The organism is Psychrosphaera ytuae, assembly GCF_017638545.1.
GTDB classification, from domain to species: domain Bacteria; phylum Pseudomonadota; class Gammaproteobacteria; order Enterobacterales; family Alteromonadaceae; genus Psychrosphaera; species Psychrosphaera ytuae.
Window position 1 is genome coordinate 1285523 of sequence record NZ_CP072110.1, and the last position, 16762, is coordinate 1302284.

Annotated in this window: 10 protein-coding genes and 1 pseudogene; 8 read left to right on the forward strand and 3 right to left on the reverse strand. The window is 42.4% G+C overall.

The window, feature by feature from the left end:
- Window positions 1-89: 89 nt before the first annotated feature.
- The 3 genes and pseudogenes from J1N51_RS05675 to J1N51_RS05685 all read right to left on the reverse strand — a co-directional run.
- Window positions 90-452 (reverse strand): hypothetical protein, encoded by a 363-nt coding sequence (locus tag J1N51_RS05675; protein ID WP_008109624.1) that lies wholly within the window; start codon window positions 450-452, stop codon window positions 90-92.
- Window positions 453-644: 192 nt separating this feature from the next.
- Entirely contained in the window at window positions 645-2027 is a 1383-nt protein-coding gene (locus J1N51_RS05680; RefSeq protein ID WP_058405775.1) for a PhoH family protein, read from the reverse strand.
- Between the two features lie 257 nt (window positions 2028-2284).
- Window positions 2285-3151, reverse strand: a pseudogene (locus J1N51_RS05685) (PIN domain-containing protein); the annotation flags it as partial.
- 267 nt (window positions 3152-3418) lie between these two features.
- On the opposite strand from J1N51_RS05685, the gene rapA reads away from it, so the two are divergent.
- The 8 genes from rapA (at window position 3419) to J1N51_RS05725 (ending at window position 16744) form a co-directional block, all read left to right on the forward strand.
- Window positions 3419-6292 (forward strand): RNA polymerase-associated protein RapA, encoded by a 2874-nt coding sequence (gene rapA / locus J1N51_RS05690; protein WP_208832976.1) that lies wholly within the window; start codon window positions 3419-3421, stop codon window positions 6290-6292.
- An 87-nt stretch (window positions 6293-6379) separates the two neighbouring features.
- Window positions 6380-7060: a bifunctional tRNA pseudouridine(32) synthase/23S rRNA pseudouridine(746) synthase RluA gene (rluA, locus tag J1N51_RS05695; protein WP_208832977.1), complete on the forward strand. Its 681-nt coding sequence runs from the start codon at window positions 6380-6382 to the stop codon at window positions 7058-7060.
- Window positions 7061-7180: 120 nt separating this feature from the next.
- Window positions 7181-8899 (forward strand): DUF4856 domain-containing protein, encoded by a 1719-nt coding sequence (locus tag J1N51_RS05700; protein WP_208832978.1) that lies wholly within the window; start codon window positions 7181-7183, stop codon window positions 8897-8899.
- A gap of 101 nt (window positions 8900-9000) precedes the next feature.
- The gene (locus tag J1N51_RS05705; RefSeq protein ID WP_208832979.1) at window positions 9001-10299 is read left to right on the forward strand and encodes an imelysin family protein; all 1299 of its coding nucleotides are present in this window, start codon (window positions 9001-9003) and stop codon (window positions 10297-10299) included.
- Entirely contained in the window at window positions 10299-12611 is a 2313-nt protein-coding gene (locus J1N51_RS05710; protein WP_232842867.1) for a TonB-dependent receptor family protein, read from the forward strand. The genes J1N51_RS05705 and J1N51_RS05710 overlap by 1 nt, the downstream gene beginning before the upstream one ends.
- 32 nt (window positions 12612-12643) lie before the next feature.
- Window positions 12644-13702, forward strand: a complete 1059-nt coding sequence (locus tag J1N51_RS05715; protein ID WP_208832980.1) for a sterol desaturase family protein — start codon at window positions 12644-12646, stop codon at window positions 13700-13702.
- Between the two features lie 76 nt (window positions 13703-13778).
- Entirely contained in the window at window positions 13779-14540 is a 762-nt protein-coding gene (locus tag J1N51_RS05720) for a sporulation protein (RefSeq protein ID WP_208832981.1), read from the forward strand.
- Between the two features lie 203 nt (window positions 14541-14743).
- Window positions 14744-16744 carry a methyl-accepting chemotaxis protein gene (locus J1N51_RS05725; protein ID WP_208832982.1) on the forward strand — a complete coding sequence of 667 codons (2001 nt, stop codon included), beginning with the start codon at window positions 14744-14746 and terminating at the stop codon, window positions 16742-16744.
- Window positions 16745-16762 lie beyond the last annotated feature (18 nt).

Below are 16762 nucleotides of genomic sequence, written 5' to 3' on the forward strand. Positions count from 1 at the left end.
AAAACATGTGTAGGCGTAGGCTGTCCGTTCAGCCTTCATATTATAATATCGCCAAAAAACAAAATGACAACTTACGTATTTGTACAACTTTAGGTAGATATTTTGAGTTTGAACTCTGAAAAGCTAAGCCCAAACAGGGATACGACCATCTCTTCATTTATATTGGAGCCGGGAAATTTTTTTTCAAAATTTCCAATAATGCTATCTAGGTGGCTAGCTAATATTTTTACTAAAAATATTTCCGAGTTTGGTGAGAGTGCAGACAGTGCTATCAATGGGTTGTCAAAGGATTCAGCTTTTATTTTTACTAGTAAATCGCTGTAACTGTCACAGCCGTAAAGACAAATAGCTAGGGCTTCTTGGGCTTGTCCAAGGGGAATAGTTAATAATTTAGATAATCGTTTTGCCTGCCTTTTTATATTTACTAGCAGGTCTTCTTTATTAAAAGACATCAATACACCAAAAAACGGCAACGCTAGGCCACGCACCTATGTCACTCAGTTTTTGTGAATATTTAATCTTTTAGTTCAGAGTAAATCCATTTCGTCCTGTTTTCGTGGGAACGGGCTTCTCTGAAAAGCCACTGCAAAAAGCAGTGGCTATTGTCGCAATATTATAAGGAAATGTGAATTGTAGTTTGATGCCTACATGTTCTTTTCAGTGAATTCAGCCAAGCTACTACGCTCTACTTCATCAAATATCAATACTGAGCCTTTTTCATAGTTTCTATACACGTTAACAGCCGCGCTAGCACCTGAAGATGCGGGTGTGACAAACTTATCATCAATCTGGGCTAAGTTGCCCAACACGATTGTGCGACAATTTTTGCCACCACGGCTTAACATGCCCTTAATTTGCGCTCTAGTCATGTTTTGAGCTTCATCAATGATTAAAACAGCATCGTCTATTGAACGACCTCGGAAGTAAGCCATACTAGTAAATTCTATATTGGCTTTTTCGATCACATGCTCAACAGTTGCACTAATATTACCTTCATTGTTATCACCTGAATGCATTGATATAAGCGCATCTGTTATACCTGCTAATAACGGCATTGATTTCTCTGTCAGGTCACCGGGTAAAAACCCCGGATCATCGTCCATAAAGTCTCTGGAGCGCACCACAACGATTTTTTTGTACTTTTTTAACTCCAATACTTGATGCAGCGCCGAAGCAACTGCTAAAAAAGTTTTTCCGGAGCCAGCAGGGCCAAGGATGATATTTAAGTCATAATATGGATCTGTTAATTGGCTTAAAGCTACTGCCTGACGCTGATTTTTAGGCAAAATGCCCCATACTTTTTCTTGTTTACGAGGCAATAACTTTGTGAATACCTCAGTATCTGTTACTTCTGAAATTCGCCCAATGTGTCCAGCTTCATCGTACCAATACATGTTTGGCTGAACTTCATCATTAAATAGACTTATTGGGAAAGTATAAACTTCTCCTGAAACCTTGAAGTCTTTGTCTGATTTAATTCGATCAAAAAGATCTCCTTTAAAGGCTTGTACCCCTGTGTATAAAAGATCAATATCTGATATTTGATTATCTACGGCAACGTCTTCTGCCATGACCCCTACGGTTCGAGCTTTCAAGCGCATATTAATGTCACGGCTAACAATTACTACGTCTTTATCTAAGTCCTTCTGAAGATACAGTGCATAGTTAATTATTCTATTGTCAGCGTCACTTCCAATACCGTGCTTTAACTCTTTAGCCATATCGAGCTGGGTATCAATTCCAATAAACAGTTTTCCTCGTTTAGCTGTTTCAGTAGAAGGCAGTGGAATACCAGCTTCCATCTCTTCTGCACTGTGCCCATTTATTATATCTTCAAGCATACGAATACATACACGAGCATCAGCACTAACCGATTTGTTAGTTCTTTCTTTTAAGTTATCTAATTCTTCTAGAACTGTTAGACAGATGTATACGTCTTCACTGTACGCAAGAAGTGACTTTGGATCATGAACTAGTGCCGATGTATCCAATACTCTTGGGGTTTTGTTTTCACTTGGATTATTCATTTTAGTTCTCCTTTGAGAACGATTTTCATTAATTAGCATTTTAGATTTACCTTAGCTTTATTATTTTTGTTTGTGCCTCTTGCAGGTTAAATCCGTTACTTATATTTATTGATGAATGGTTCTATTCTTTAAGTCACACTTAATGACATGTTAGAGAGATTAGATCTTAGCCTGTTATAAATACTCAATTTATTCAGTAAGAATAAGGTCTGTAGATAGGTCTGCACAAATATTGAAAAAAAGCTTGCAGTAATACCTGTCTTACCGCATCCAGCAGGGCCGGTTAAAATCACCAACTCAATATCCGGGTCCATTAGCGCATTCATCGCCATTGCTTGATATATATTTTTTGGGGTTATGCCCCAGGCTTTTCGAGACATTAAGCGGCTTCTGCCTAGGTCTAACAATTGTAATTCTTTTTCATCTTTAGAAATAACGCGAGCGGCAAAATCCGTTTCTTGGTCCAACACATATTCATTGATGAACACAGACTCTAATGCATCGCGGTTTACCGTGTGGATAGTATCCCGTCCCTCTTTTGTTGACTCAACCTGTTTGACGTGTTGCCAAAAATCGCCTTCGACTTGCTCAAACCCTTTTGTCAAAAACTGTATGTCATCAATCAATTGATCAGTCGTATAGTCTTCAACGTGTTTAAGGCCGGCACCTTTGGCTTTAAGACGCATGTTGATGTCTTTTGTAACCAGTACAACCTGAATTTTAGGGCGCTCTTTTTGAAGGTGCAGAGCGGCATTTATGATCCGATTATCATTTTCACCACCTGGTAACCCAGACACTTCGTTAGCGATGTGATGGTCGTTTAAGATGATCAACCTTCCTGTAACTGTGCTACCTTCTAGTTCCCCTCGGTTAAGCGGCACACCCTCTATCATTTGTTCTGGTTCAACATCTTGCAGAGTATTTTCCAGTGACCTTATTGCAACACGGGCATCTCGTGAGACATCTTTATGGCGGTCTTTAATATGGTCCAGTTCTTCGAGTACCGTCATGGGTATCAAAACATCGTGTTCTTGAAAGTTGAGATAGGCGTGGGGGTCATGCAGGAGGATATTTGTGTCGAGTACAAACAGCTTTTTTTGTTCTTTGCGCACAGATTCTGTCATAGATTATTCTGCCTTATTTTTTCTTCCCTAAGATAACTGTAGTCAATATTCCTACGACAATATGAAATATTGATTAAAAAAAGATCCTTTATTTAATAAAGTTCTACTCTCATCGAGCTCAATTTTCAACCAGATAACTCAACATTTAACCTAATGTGGCCTATGTTTATTATCCAGAATGGATTTTTTAATTTTCGACACGATTTTTTGTTCGTAAGGGAGTAGACTACGCGGCCTTTTTTCGGCTATCAGAGTACAGGAGAGCATATGAGTTTTTCGATTGGCCAGCGCTGGGTAAGCCAGGCTGAGTTAGATTTGGGATTGGGTACAGTTATCGGAGCGGATAACCGATTTGTCCAAGTACTTTTTCCCGGTGCCGAAGAAACTCGTCAATACGCTATGGATCAGGCTCCGTTGATGCGAGTTGAATTTGCACCTGGCGATAAAATTCAAAGCCTAGAAGAATACGAATTTATCGTTGATGACGTTGAAGTCGTCAGTGACACTTTTGTCTATCACGGTCGTCGCGTAGACAATGACGAACCTGTCAGTGTGAAAGAGATCATGCTCGACCATCACGTTCGATTAAACAATCCAGAAGCTCGCCTTTTTACCGGCGCTTACGACCGCAAACATTGGTTTAGCCTTCGTTTAGAAGCACACCAAAAGAAAGCCGAGTTACAGACGTTTTCACTGCATGGCCTATTAGGTGCGAGAGCCAGTTTAATCCCGCATCAGCTATATATTGCCGACACGGTAGGCAAGCGATATGCACCTCGCGTTTTATTATCTGATGAAGTGGGGTTAGGTAAAACCATTGAAGCGGGTTTGATCATTCATCAACAACTTATCTCAGGACGCTCTAGTCGAGTTTTGGTTGTACTTCCTGCGAGCTTACAACACCAGTGGTTGGTTGAAATGTTACGTCGTTTCAACCTTAAATTTGCGATATTTGATGATCAAAGATGTGAAGCAGAAGCAGAGTCAGATCCAACCAAAAACGTATTTGAAAACGAGCAGCTGATTTTTGTAAATCAAGAGTGGCTAGGCAAAGCCGGGAAATGGCAGACCATGCTAACTCAAACTCAATGGGACTTAGTAGTCGTAGATGAAGCGCATCACGTGACACCGCCAGAACAAGGTGCAGCTACAGACGGCAACCTACTGTTTGAACAGGTTCAGGCGCTAGGTAAGGCTACCAAAGGCTTAATCTTGTTAACGGCAACACCTGATCAACTAGGCCATTATGGTCACTTTGCTCGACTGAATTTATTAGATCCAAATCGTTTCCATGATTACGATGCCTATAAAGCGGAAGAACTCGCTTATCAAGACATCGCCGATATTGCAAACGCACTTTTAAACAGCGAAAGCTTAACTGCTCAACAAATCGAGTCGTTGTCCGTAATGCTCAGTGACGAAGAAAGCCTAACCGAAATCAATCAATACCAGATTGAAGACGACAAAACAGAACTTGCTGAGTCCCTCATTGCTCGATTGCTAGACCGCCACGGCACAGGCCGAATCATGTTCCGCAATAGTCGTCACGGAATCAAAGGCTTCCCTGAGCGAAAAGTGTTTGCTCATCCACAAGCGCGTCCAGAAGACTTTGCACCAAATGTTGACGTACTTGGCATTCAACCAGAGTTACAACACAAACCACAAACCAGCGACCACAAGCCTTGGTGGCAGGTTGACCCTCGCGTAGCTTGGCTGTGTGACTTCTTAAAAGGCCACAAAGAAGAAAAAGTACTCGTGATATGTGCCAACGCTCATACGGCTATGCAACTTGATGATGCCTTGTTTGAGCAAGAAGGCTTGCGCTCGACGGTATTCCACGAAGGAATGACAATTGTGGAGCGCGATAAAGCGGCCGCGTACTTTGCTGACGAAGAAAACAGCGCACAAGCACTGATCTGTTCAGAGATTGGTTCTGAGGGGCGTAACTTCCAATTTGCTCATCACTTAGTGCTGTTTGACTTACCTGCTAATCCTGACTTACTCGAGCAACGCATTGGGCGTTTGGACCGAATTGGCCAAACCGAAACAGTCCAAATTCACGTTCCGTATCTCGAAGACAGTGCTCAACAAGTCTTATTTGAGCTATATCACAATAGCTTTAATGCATTCGAAAAAACCTCAACTACAGCTCGAGTTGTGTTTGAACAATTTGCTGAACAAATCAGTCACGTATTGGCCGAGCCAACAGCCGATATTGAACTTGCTCAATTAATTGAAGACTGTAAAGACAAAAACGATGCCTTAAAAGCAGAAGTCGAAAAAGGCCGAGACCGTCTGCTCGAGATAAACTCGAGTGGTGGTGATAAAGCAAAAGAGATCTGCGATAAGATTGAAGAAATCGACGACAGCACTGAGCTAATGGCATTTATGACTCAAGTCTGGGATCACTTTGGCGTCAACAACGAAGAAAAGTCGTCATATAGCTACATCTTAAAACCAGGCGACCACATGATGACTGAGCATTTCCCAAGCTTGTTATCGGATGGCATGACTGTATGTTTTGACAGAGATACTGCCCTAGCCCAAGAAGATCAGCATTTCTTAAGCTGGGAGCACCCAATGACCACTGGCGTGTTAGATATGTTAACCGCTTCTGATTTGGGTAACACATCGGTTTGTTTACTTAAAAATAAAAAGTTGCCAGCTGGTACCTACTTTTTGGAAGTAAACTTTTTGGTTACAACTAATGCACCTCGTCACTTGCAGTTACACCGCTATTTACCAAATACACCAATTCGCATGATGTTGGACAAAAATGGTAATGACCTAGCGAGTAAAGTAAAACAAGGCTCATTAGATGGCAGCCTTAAAAACGTCAAAAAGACGATGGCGACTCAATTAATTCGAGCGTTAAAGGACGAGGTCTCTGCTCTTATTAGCAGTGCTAACGACAACGTCGGAGAGCAGGCAGACGCAATTATTGCACAAGCAAAACAAACGCTTTTGGCCGATCGTCAGCAAGAGTTAAGCCGAATGCAGGCGCTACAAGAAGTTAACCCGAGTATTCGAGACGAAGAAATTGAGTTTTTGAAAACTCAGATTGATCAATGTGTTGCAGAAATGGATTCGGCACAAGTACAACTGGATGCCTTGCGTCTTATTGTCGTCGATCACTCATAACCGTTAGGTTTTGATTTAGTCTAAATTACAAATGGGATAAACTTCGGTCTATCCCATTTTTTATGCTTGTTTAACGCGTGGACTCCTGTGGCAATACTCAATTATCAACCTCCAACAGACCCTTATTTAGATATTTTGTACCAAGACGATGACATCGTTGTATTAAATAAGCCAAGTGGGCTGTTGAGTGTACCAGGTCGTAAAAAAGAGCACTTTGACTCGTTAATGTCTCGCGTTCAGGCCGTTTGGCCAAAAAGCTGTGTAGTCCACCGACTGGATATGATGACATCAGGTGTCATTGTTATGTCGATGCACTTAGAAGCGACTCGCCATCTCAACCGACAGTTTGCTGAGCGAACCCCCACTAAGTATTACATTGCAATTGTCGAGGGTCATTTGGCAAATGATACTGGAGAAATAGATTTTCCACTTATCGTTGATTACCCCAACCGACCAAAACAAAAAGTGTGCTTCGAGACTGGCAAAAAAAGTTTAACTAAGTATCAAGTCTTGGAACGATTTTCTTACAAGGGTCACAAGGTAACCCGCGTCAAACTGACCCCAATTACAGGGCGAAGTCACCAACTAAGAGTTCATATGCAACAGTCTGGACATCCCATCTTAGGTGATCGCTTATATGCACCAGAACCAGTGATAGCACTTACAGACCGCTTACAACTGCACGCTGAACAATTGTCGATAGACCATCCTGTTAACGGACAACGCCTGACATTTTACAGTCAAAATACGTTTAATTTTGATAATTAATTCAATCACTAAAAAAACGTAAAGAAATGTAAGAAATGAGATTGATTCTCATTTATTTTTTGACTATAGTGCCACCTAACAAATGATAACTATTCTCATTCATATCAGGTGAAAGGAACTATGTTCAAAAAATCGTTAATCGCATTAACAGTAATTGCAGCTACTCAACTAACTGCATGTGGTTCAAGCAGTGACAATGACGCACCAGTAACTCCAGTAAATGCAGCACCAACTGACATTACATTATCAGCTAATGTCGTCGCTGAACGCGCAAAAGGCAGTGAAATTGGTACACTTAGCGCAACAGACGGAGACTCAGGTGAAACGTTCACATTTACTACATCTACTGATGGTTTTGTAATTGACGGTACAACGCTTTCTTTAGCACCTGGTATTGCTCTAGACTTTGAAGTTGCTGCAACTGCAAGCGTAGAAGTTACCGTGACAGACTCAGCGAGCAATACGTTCACTAAGACATTGGACATCACGGTTGAAGACGTTCAAGAAGTTTATGCATTCAGCAACAACGACGACAGTGTCTCTTATTCTGGCCAAATTGCGCGTCACCTAATCATTGCCGAACTAAACAACTACATCAACAACCAGCTAGACGCTGACGTTGATAACGGTGTATTTGAGACGGCAGATGATGTTATCACTAAATTAAATAGCTTCTTTGAAACCGCGAATGACACAGAGTATGCATTGCGTTGGGAAAACGAAGCATTAACAGTATCGACACTATCTACACCAGTTCAAACGGTTTTAACTGAAGTTTCAAATACTAACAAAGACTTAGTTAGCAAAATTGCCGGTAACGATGCCAAAGGTCAACACAAAGACTGGAACACAGAAGGCTTTGTAGCTTTTGAAACCGAAACATACCAAAGCCCAGAAGCACTAATCCGTTGGTACTTCGCGCAAATCGCAGCCAATGTTGAGACAGAAATCAACGGCAGCCAGCGTACAGACGTAAATGGCGACGTAATCACTAAAGTTTACATCGGCGAAAATGGCTTAGACTACAAACAACTGATCCAAAAGACCTTACTAGGTACCGTTGCCTTCTCTCAAGGTGCTGATGACTACCTAGGTAGCGACGTTGAAGATAAAGGTCTTCTAACAGACAACACAACAATTCTAGATGGCAAAAACTACACCAACCTAGAACACCAATTCGATGAGGGTTTTGGTTACTTCGGCGCGGCTCGTGATTACTTGTTATACACTGACGAAGAAATCGCAGCAAAAGGCGGTCGTGATACACACCAAGGTATGTTTGATTCTAACGCTGATGGCGAGATCGACTTTAACTCTGAGTACAACTTTGGTCACTCACAAAACGCTGCTAAGCGTGACATCAATACAGCGGGCAACACTAACCCAACAGATTTCACTGAATTAGCAATGCGTGGCTTCATTGAAGGTCGTGCGCTAATTAATGCTAACGTTGGTTCGGCTCTAACTGAAGAGCAAATGACTGAACTTAACGGTTATGCACAACAAGCGATTTTGAACTGGGAAAAATCAATTGCAGCAACAGCGGTTCATTACATCAATGACACCACTGCTGATTTAGAAAAGTTTGGTACTGAAGAATTTAGCTTTACTGATGTTGCTAAACACTGGTCAGAGTTAAAAGGCTTTGTGATTAGTTTGCAATTCAATCCAGACTCACCACTTTCTGATGCAGAACATGCAGCAGTTAATGATCTGATTGGCGATGCGCCAGTATTAGTTGAGGCAAATGTTGCGGCTTATATTGCTGACTTGGCAACGGCACGCACTAAACTTCAGCAAGCTTATGAATTTGATGAAGAAAACGTTGCCAATTGGTAATTCTTCGTTGAATTAAATTTAAGGCTGACGTATGTCAGCCTTTTTGCGTTTTTATAGAAAATTATAACGATTGTATTAGTTTTTATTTTGAGGCTTTATTTATGGCTGTTTCGTTGACGACTTTTTCATTACGTCCTTTGTTTAAGCCCCTGTTTTTGGCGGCGACGCTTACCTCTTTACTCGCTTGTGGTGACTCAGTCACGAGCGCTGCTGGAAGCCAGTTTAACGGCGGCAATGTGGATCAGGGCGACAATAACTCAGGTGGTGATACAGGTAATGGTAACTCATCAGATTTTGATAAGACCAAACTTCTAAACGACTTAGTTGAGCAGGTCTTTGTCCCTGCCGTTAACGACTTTCAACAAGCAAGTACTGAACACGCAACTGCGGTTGCCGCGTACTGCAGCGATTTAAAAACTCAACAAGTGTCAGACGCTGACTTACTGCAAACAGCTAAAACTAGCTGGCAAGTGAGTATGAGCGCTTGGCAACAGCTTGAAGTTATGCAAATTGGGCCGCTTTTAAACAATGACGCTCAACTTCGCAACGAGATTTACTCTTGGCCGGTTACCAATCAATGTGCTGTTGACCAAGATGTAGGCTTTAACGAGGCGGGCACCGTTGCAGGCGGCGAATATGACATTTCAAAACGCACATCAACCCGCCGTGGCCTAGATGCACAAGAGTATTTACTGTTTAACACCGATTTAAATCACGCTTGTGCAAACGACTCTCAAGCGCCACAAAACTGGAACCAACGCCCAGATATCGAACGCCAAATTGCTCGTTGTGAGTATTCAGTCGAGGTTGCCAACGACTTATTGAACTCAGCCAATGAGTTGGCGGATGCTTGGTTAAGTGGTGGTGCAAGCAGCTATGCTGAAATATTGAAAACAGCCGCAACTAATGGCCAGTTTGACAATGTTGATGCAGCGATTAACCGAGTAACTGATGCCCTCTTCTACGTCGACAAGATCACCAAAGACGCCAAGCTAGGTGCTCCGGTTGGCTTGATCAACAATAGCTGTGGCACAGCGACTTGTGTTAATGATATCGAATCTCGACTGAGCGCTCATTCATTACAAAACATCCGCGCTAATATCGTCGCGATGCAACGTGTATTTAAAGGTGGCAGCTCAGATACCGACGTGGGTTTTGACGATTATTTAGTGGCCGTTGACGCCTCTGAACTGGCAGTGACTATGGCAACCGATATTCAAGCCATGATTGATGCTATTGATAGTTTTGAAGGCGAGTTTGAGGCAGCCGTTGTCAACGAGCCAGCAAAAGTTCAAGCGCTTTACCAAAACATTAAAAAAGTCACTGACAACTTAAAGTCAGCGTTCATCACCTTTTTATCATTGCAGTTACCAGCGTCATCAGCCGGAGACGCTGACTAATGAAAAACAGAATTAACAACATCATGACAAACACAACAACATCAATAGTTTCTATTGCAGTACTAACAGCGCTCGGTTTGGCGGCATCTAATGCCTATGCTGAAGAGGCAAATAATGCAGCCTCAGCAAAAGTCGAAAAAGACATAGAACACATCCAAATCATTAGCCGTAAAGACGAGTTAAACAAGGAAGCGGGTTCAGTTACATTGTTAGATGAAGTCGCCCTAGAAAAATTTGAATACGATGACATTCACCGTATTTTAGCGAATGTACCCGGCGTTAATATCCGTCAAGAAGACGGTTATGGATTACGTCCCAACATTGGCTTTCGCGGTGTCACACCTGAACGTAGTAAAAAAATAAACATCTTAGAAGACGGCGTACTAAGTGGTCCTGCGCCTTATTCTGCACCAGCCGCTTATTACTTTCCTTCCATGTCACGTATGACATCCGTAGAGGTTGTAAAAGGTCCTGGAGCCATAAAATACGGACCTAATACAGTAGCAGGCACGCTCAACTTAACGACGCGCGCAATTCCAGAATTGGCAACAGGCCAAATAGAAGTTGCCGCTGGTTCAAATGGTTACGGCAAGTTACACGGCCACTATGGCAGTACCACAGAGCTCAAAGATGGCCGCTTAGGCTTTGTAGGTGAAGTATTACGCCAACAAGCAGATGGCTTCAAAGACATCGATAACGCCCAACAAAGTTTGTTTGATGACGATTCTGGTTTTGTTAAAAACGACATCATGTTAAAGGTGGGTTACGCTAATACGTTAAACCTATTTGGTGATCTTGTTGAACAGTCGTTCGAAATGAAAGTAAGTCACTCTAATGAAGACTCTAACGAGACCTACTTAGGCCTTACGGATGCAGATTTCACCGCTAACCCTTATCGCCGTTATGCGATTACGCAGGCTGCCAATATGGATTGGGAGCACGATCAAGTTCAGTTCACTCATCAGTTGACCGCGAGTAAATTTAGTTTAACGACGCGTTTGTATAACAACGAGTTCACCCGAGCTTGGCGCAAGGTGAATAGTTTTGCTCAAACAGGCAACAACGCGACGGATAGAACACTCCAAGAAATTTTAGCTAATCCTGACGAAGGAATTAACCAAGAGTTTTACCAAGTCATTACCGGTCAGAAAGACTCTGAGGCGTTGTATGAACAATTAGTCGTTGGTACGAATGATCGCTCTTACTACTCTCGTGGTATTCAATCTGATGTAAAATTTAGTACTGCCATTGCCGGTACACCAAACTTACTCAACGTCGGAGTTAGATTCCACCAAGATCGTATCGACCGTGATCATTTTGAACAAAATTATCTAATGACATCAGGTGTGCTGAGCCCGGATCAATTAGGGCCAAAATTCACCACGGTAAATTACGAAGAAACCGACGCTCTGTCTTTGTACTTTGCCGACACTCTTACCTTTGGCGCACTAGACGTAACCTTAGGCGGTCGCGCTGAGTTGACGGAAAGCCGCTATCAAAACGAAGTGGCAGGTGCAGAACAAGATTGGTTAGAAAAACAAACCGATGTGTTCTTATACAGCGCGTCGGCGTTTTATACCTTAAATGACAATATGGGTTTATTTGCAGGTGTTCATGAGGGATTTGTTCCAACTAGCCCTAAACAAGCACCAGAAATAGAACCAGAGCAAAGCGTCAATTACGAGTTAGGATACCGCTACAACGACCAACAGACTCAATTTGAAACCGTTTTATTCTTTAATGATTTCGACAACTTAAAAGAAAGCTGTTCGTTTTCGACGTCAGCCTCATGTACCAATACCGCACGAGTTGACCAAGAATACAATGGTGGAGAAGTTGACGTAAAAGGCCTAGAGCTAAACTTACAGCGTCGTGAATATGTTTCAGACCACTTTGATTTACCTTGGTCAATTACCTATACCCGCACCGACTCGGAGTTTAAAAATAGCTTCGAATCGACCTTTGAACTGTGGGGTGACGTGACCGCGGGTGACCCTGTTCCTTACTTACCTGAGCAACAGTTAACGGTAAACCTTGGCCTTGCTGGTACTAATTGGCAAGTGAACCTATTGGTTAAATACATCGACGAGATGCAAGAAGCCGCAGGTGAAAATGTCGCTTTATCCGGAAAAACAACCGACGCCTATACAGTCGTAGATATTTCTGCAAGCTACGAGCTTGGGCAGTGGGGAAGTGTTTATGCCAAAGTCGATAATTTAACCGACAAGGTAGCACTAGTTAGCCGTCGTCCATTTGGCGCAAGACCAAGCAAACCTCGCCAAGTCTTTGTCGGTTACAAATACGACTTTTAACCCTAACTGTAGAGTAATCAAAGAAAAACCAAATGTTCAGTGAAATTGAGTTCGGATTATTGTGGAATATAGAGTGGTTGCAGCAAGCTGCAACCTCGTTTTTGAATCACTTGACCAATCCAAACAAAAGACTGTTCTGGGGCTACTCTTTGGCTACATTGGTGTTTGTCGCAATTGTTTATTGGTTGGAATACAAACGTACCGGTCAATGGCAATGGCGACGAGCATTCGGTCGAGACGTTTTATTGAGCACCTCATCAAAACTAGACGTTAAAATTTGGTTGCTCAATATTGGTATAAAGTTATGGCTCATTGCACCTCTATTAATTGCCGTCGCTCCCGTTGCAATTAGTGTAAATAATGGGCTCAATTTTGTGTTTGGGCCCAGTGCATTTAAAGGCGTATCCGATTCGACCGTCATGCTCACCTTTACGTTAGTGCTATTTCTTCTCGATGACTTTAGTCGTTTCTTTTTGCATTGGCTAATGCACAAAGTCCCGGCATTATGGGCCATACATAAGCTGCACCACAGTGCAGAAGTATTAACGCCTATTACGGTATATCGGACCCACCCGATTGAGAGCTGGCTATACGCAACACGATTGATGCTCGTCAATGGCATAACGATTGGCTTGGGTGTCTATTTGTTTAGTGCCCAGCTAAGCTTTTACGATATTGCAGGGGCAAATGTTGGCGTATTTATTTTTAATCTCTTTGCAGCCAACTTACGTCATTCACAAGTATGGCTAAGCTGGGGTACAAGAGTTGAAAATTGGTTTATCTCGCCTGCCCAACATCAAATTCACCACAGCCAAGCTATTGAGCATCACGATAAAAACTTTGGCTCAGCTTTGGCAGTATGGGACCGCTTATTCGGTACTTTAGTCAGCGCAAAATCTGTGTCAGGCCACCACTCCCAAACTGACCCAAAACTGACTTTTGGGGTTAGTGATTTTAGCCCAAGTAATATCTGGCAAGCCTATGTCAGTCCCTGTAAGGACGCTGTTACCTCGTCCTTTCTATCTACTCTCCTAACCAAACTGCTCACAAGACCACAAACTAAAAACGTGTCAAAAGCCCGCAAAGTGTAACAATTTGCGAACCGCACCTTGAATCCTGCGATAACACCTTTATAACATGGAGGTATCAATCGAAAAGGATTCATTTATGTTTAAAAAGCTTCTTGCCAGTGTAGGCATCGGCTCGGCCAAAGTAGATACCTATGTATTAACCGAACATTTAACGCCAGGTGCTGATTGTGACCTCAGAGTTGTAATCAAGGCGGGTGATTCGGTAGAACAAGACATTAACGGTCTATCACTAGCGCTTTGTACGTCAGCCAAGTCAGAAAAAGAGGTCGGCGACAGCGAAGTGACGGTCAACGAAACAATCGTTTTAGGCAAGTGGGCAATCAACCCTCAAGAACTTGGACTTCACAATGGGGTTCTGGCTGCAGGCCAAACTATCGAACAAGATTTAACTATCAAGCTGCACGACGAAACGCCGGTCACAGATATCGCAGGTAGCAAATCACAGGTATGGATAAAAACCGGTCTCGATATTGATATGGGTCTGGACAGCTCTGACAAGGATTATTTGGCAATTAAACCTAACCCTGTCCAACTTAATGCCCTCAATGCTCTACATGAAATGGGTTATCAATTATTCAAAGTAGATGTTGAGAAAGGTCGTCTAAATGGCAACGGATTTAGTAGTTCAATTCCTTGTTATCAAGAGTTTGAATTACGCCGCCCAAGTGGCCTCTTCTCTAAAAGTGAAGTTGAAATAAGTTTTGTTCAATTGGGCCATCAAGTCGGTATTTTGTTAGAAAAAGATCGCTTTTTTGGCGGTGATGCCTATTACAGCTCAATTGTCCCAACTTCATCCTCAAGTTCTGAATTAAAACAGTTATTTGAATCTTGGTTATAAACCAACTTCTCCGACCATTCGGCCGCGTTTAGCGGCCTTTTTTTGTGCATTAATCGCATCAATATAGTGCATTTTTCTTTTCTTTCATTTTTATTACAAATAGCTCTTTTTTTATCCATCTAGTTTGTTTACAGTGGTTGTCGTGCATAGGTGTTGTACTAACACTCCAATAATAATAAATAATGATAGTTAGGTTGTAGTATATGGACTTTATAAACCAATCCATCACGCGCAGAATCGTATTCTGGACGGTTTTGCCCCTGTTTGTTTTATCCATCATCGCCGGAATTTATCAAGTTTCTGGTGTCAAAGACTCTACTCAAAAGCGCGTCGAAACCGGCATCAATAATATTGTAAAAATAAATGCCACCGAGATCCGCGGCTTTTTTGAAGCCAAGGGACAAATTATTCACAGTATTTTTGCCAATCCTCAAGTACTTGATTGGTTTTCTAATTACGACGACAGAGGCGGCGATTTAAGTAGCGACCAAGAGTATAAGGACGTCGTTCGCTACTTTAAGTATTTTTCAGATCAAGACCCTGCCATAAAGAGCGTATTTTTTGGCTCTGGTAATACCTTTGAGTACTTTGACTTAAATGGTCGTTACGAAAGTGATACTTACTACACCAACAAACGACCTTGGTGGGACGAAGCTCAGATGAAAGGCAGCCTATACGTCTCAGATCCTGCTGTAGATGCCAACGACGGCTCTATCTCAGCAACCGTCAAAACACCAATTTACGATGATGCACGTCGTTTAATTGGTGTGGCAGGAATGGACATACTGGTTACGACGATTGGCCAAGAGTTACTGAGCAAGATCAAATATGAAGATGAAGGATTTGCCTTTTTGGTGACCGATGAAGGTAAGCTGGTTTATTTTCCGGGTTTTAACAAAAAGTTTACCCCCGGCACTTTGATGAGCAAGGTTGATAGTCAATTCAACGACACCGAAGGCTTCGCTACTTTGCAAAAAGAATTGATGCTTCACAATGAAGGCAAATCACACGTTGTATGGAACAACGAGCCTTACACTATCATGTATTCTTCAATCGAAAATGACTATCCCAAAATGAGCTGGCGCTTGGGTTTTGCAGTGCCTGACTCAGTACTAAATCAACCGGTAAAAGATGCAATCTGGTCAAATGTCACTTTGGTTATTTTGGTGATGTTGCTGATCTGTGGTTTGGTTTATTTTACTACTGTACCAGTGTTAAAACCTATCAAACACCTAGTTACAACGATGCGCGATATTTCTCAGGGCGAAGGCGATTTAACCAAGCGTATTGAAATTGATCGCAATGATGAAGTCGGCGCACTTGCCATCGAATTCAATCATTTTGTTAACAAAATCCAAGCACTTGTTAAGCAATCAGTCGAACTAACCGAAAATGTTCGCCAAAGTTCAGAGCGCGTTGACCACACCTCATCGCAAATTATAAAACTGGTCGACAAAGAAAAATCAGAAATCGTCCAGGTTGCTAGTGCCTCTGAAGAGCTGGCCTACACCAGTGAACAAATGGCTCAAAATACCACGCACGCAATGACCCACGCGGCGTTAGCAGAGAACAAAGTCGTAGATGGCGCCAAAGTTGTTCACAGCGCTATTACTGATATTACCTCTCTATCCAAAAACGTATTAAGCGCTGCAGATGTTGTTCGCGTCTTACGCCAAGACTCAGAAGGCGTTGGTGAAGTCTTAAATGTGATCCGTACCATCGCTGAACAAACCAACTTACTTGCTCTCAACGCGGCAATTGAAGCTGCAAGAGCTGGTGAACAAGGTAAAGGCTTTGCCGTTGTAGCAGATGAGGTAAGAACCCTAGCAAGTCGTACTCAAGAGTCGACGGCCAACATTCAAGACATCATTGAAGGACTACGCAGCAGTGCTAGTAAGGCCGAAACCGTAATGGAAGAAAGCCGTGAATACGCTGAGCGCAGTATCAGCCAAACTCAACGCATTGACGACACATTGAAAGAGATCACCGTTGCTATTAAAGAAATTCAGCAGCAAACAGAATCGATTTCACAAGCGAGTAACGAACAAACCGAAACCGCGCACTCAGTGTCAAAAAATGTCGGTCACCTCAAGTCATTGGCTGATGAATCCGTTAATGAGACACAAGGCGCAACCGATTCGATTAATCAGATGCGCGCTGATGCTCATCGCTTGGCCAACGTTATGGGTCAGTTTAAGGTTTAAACTGACCTATTTAAACCA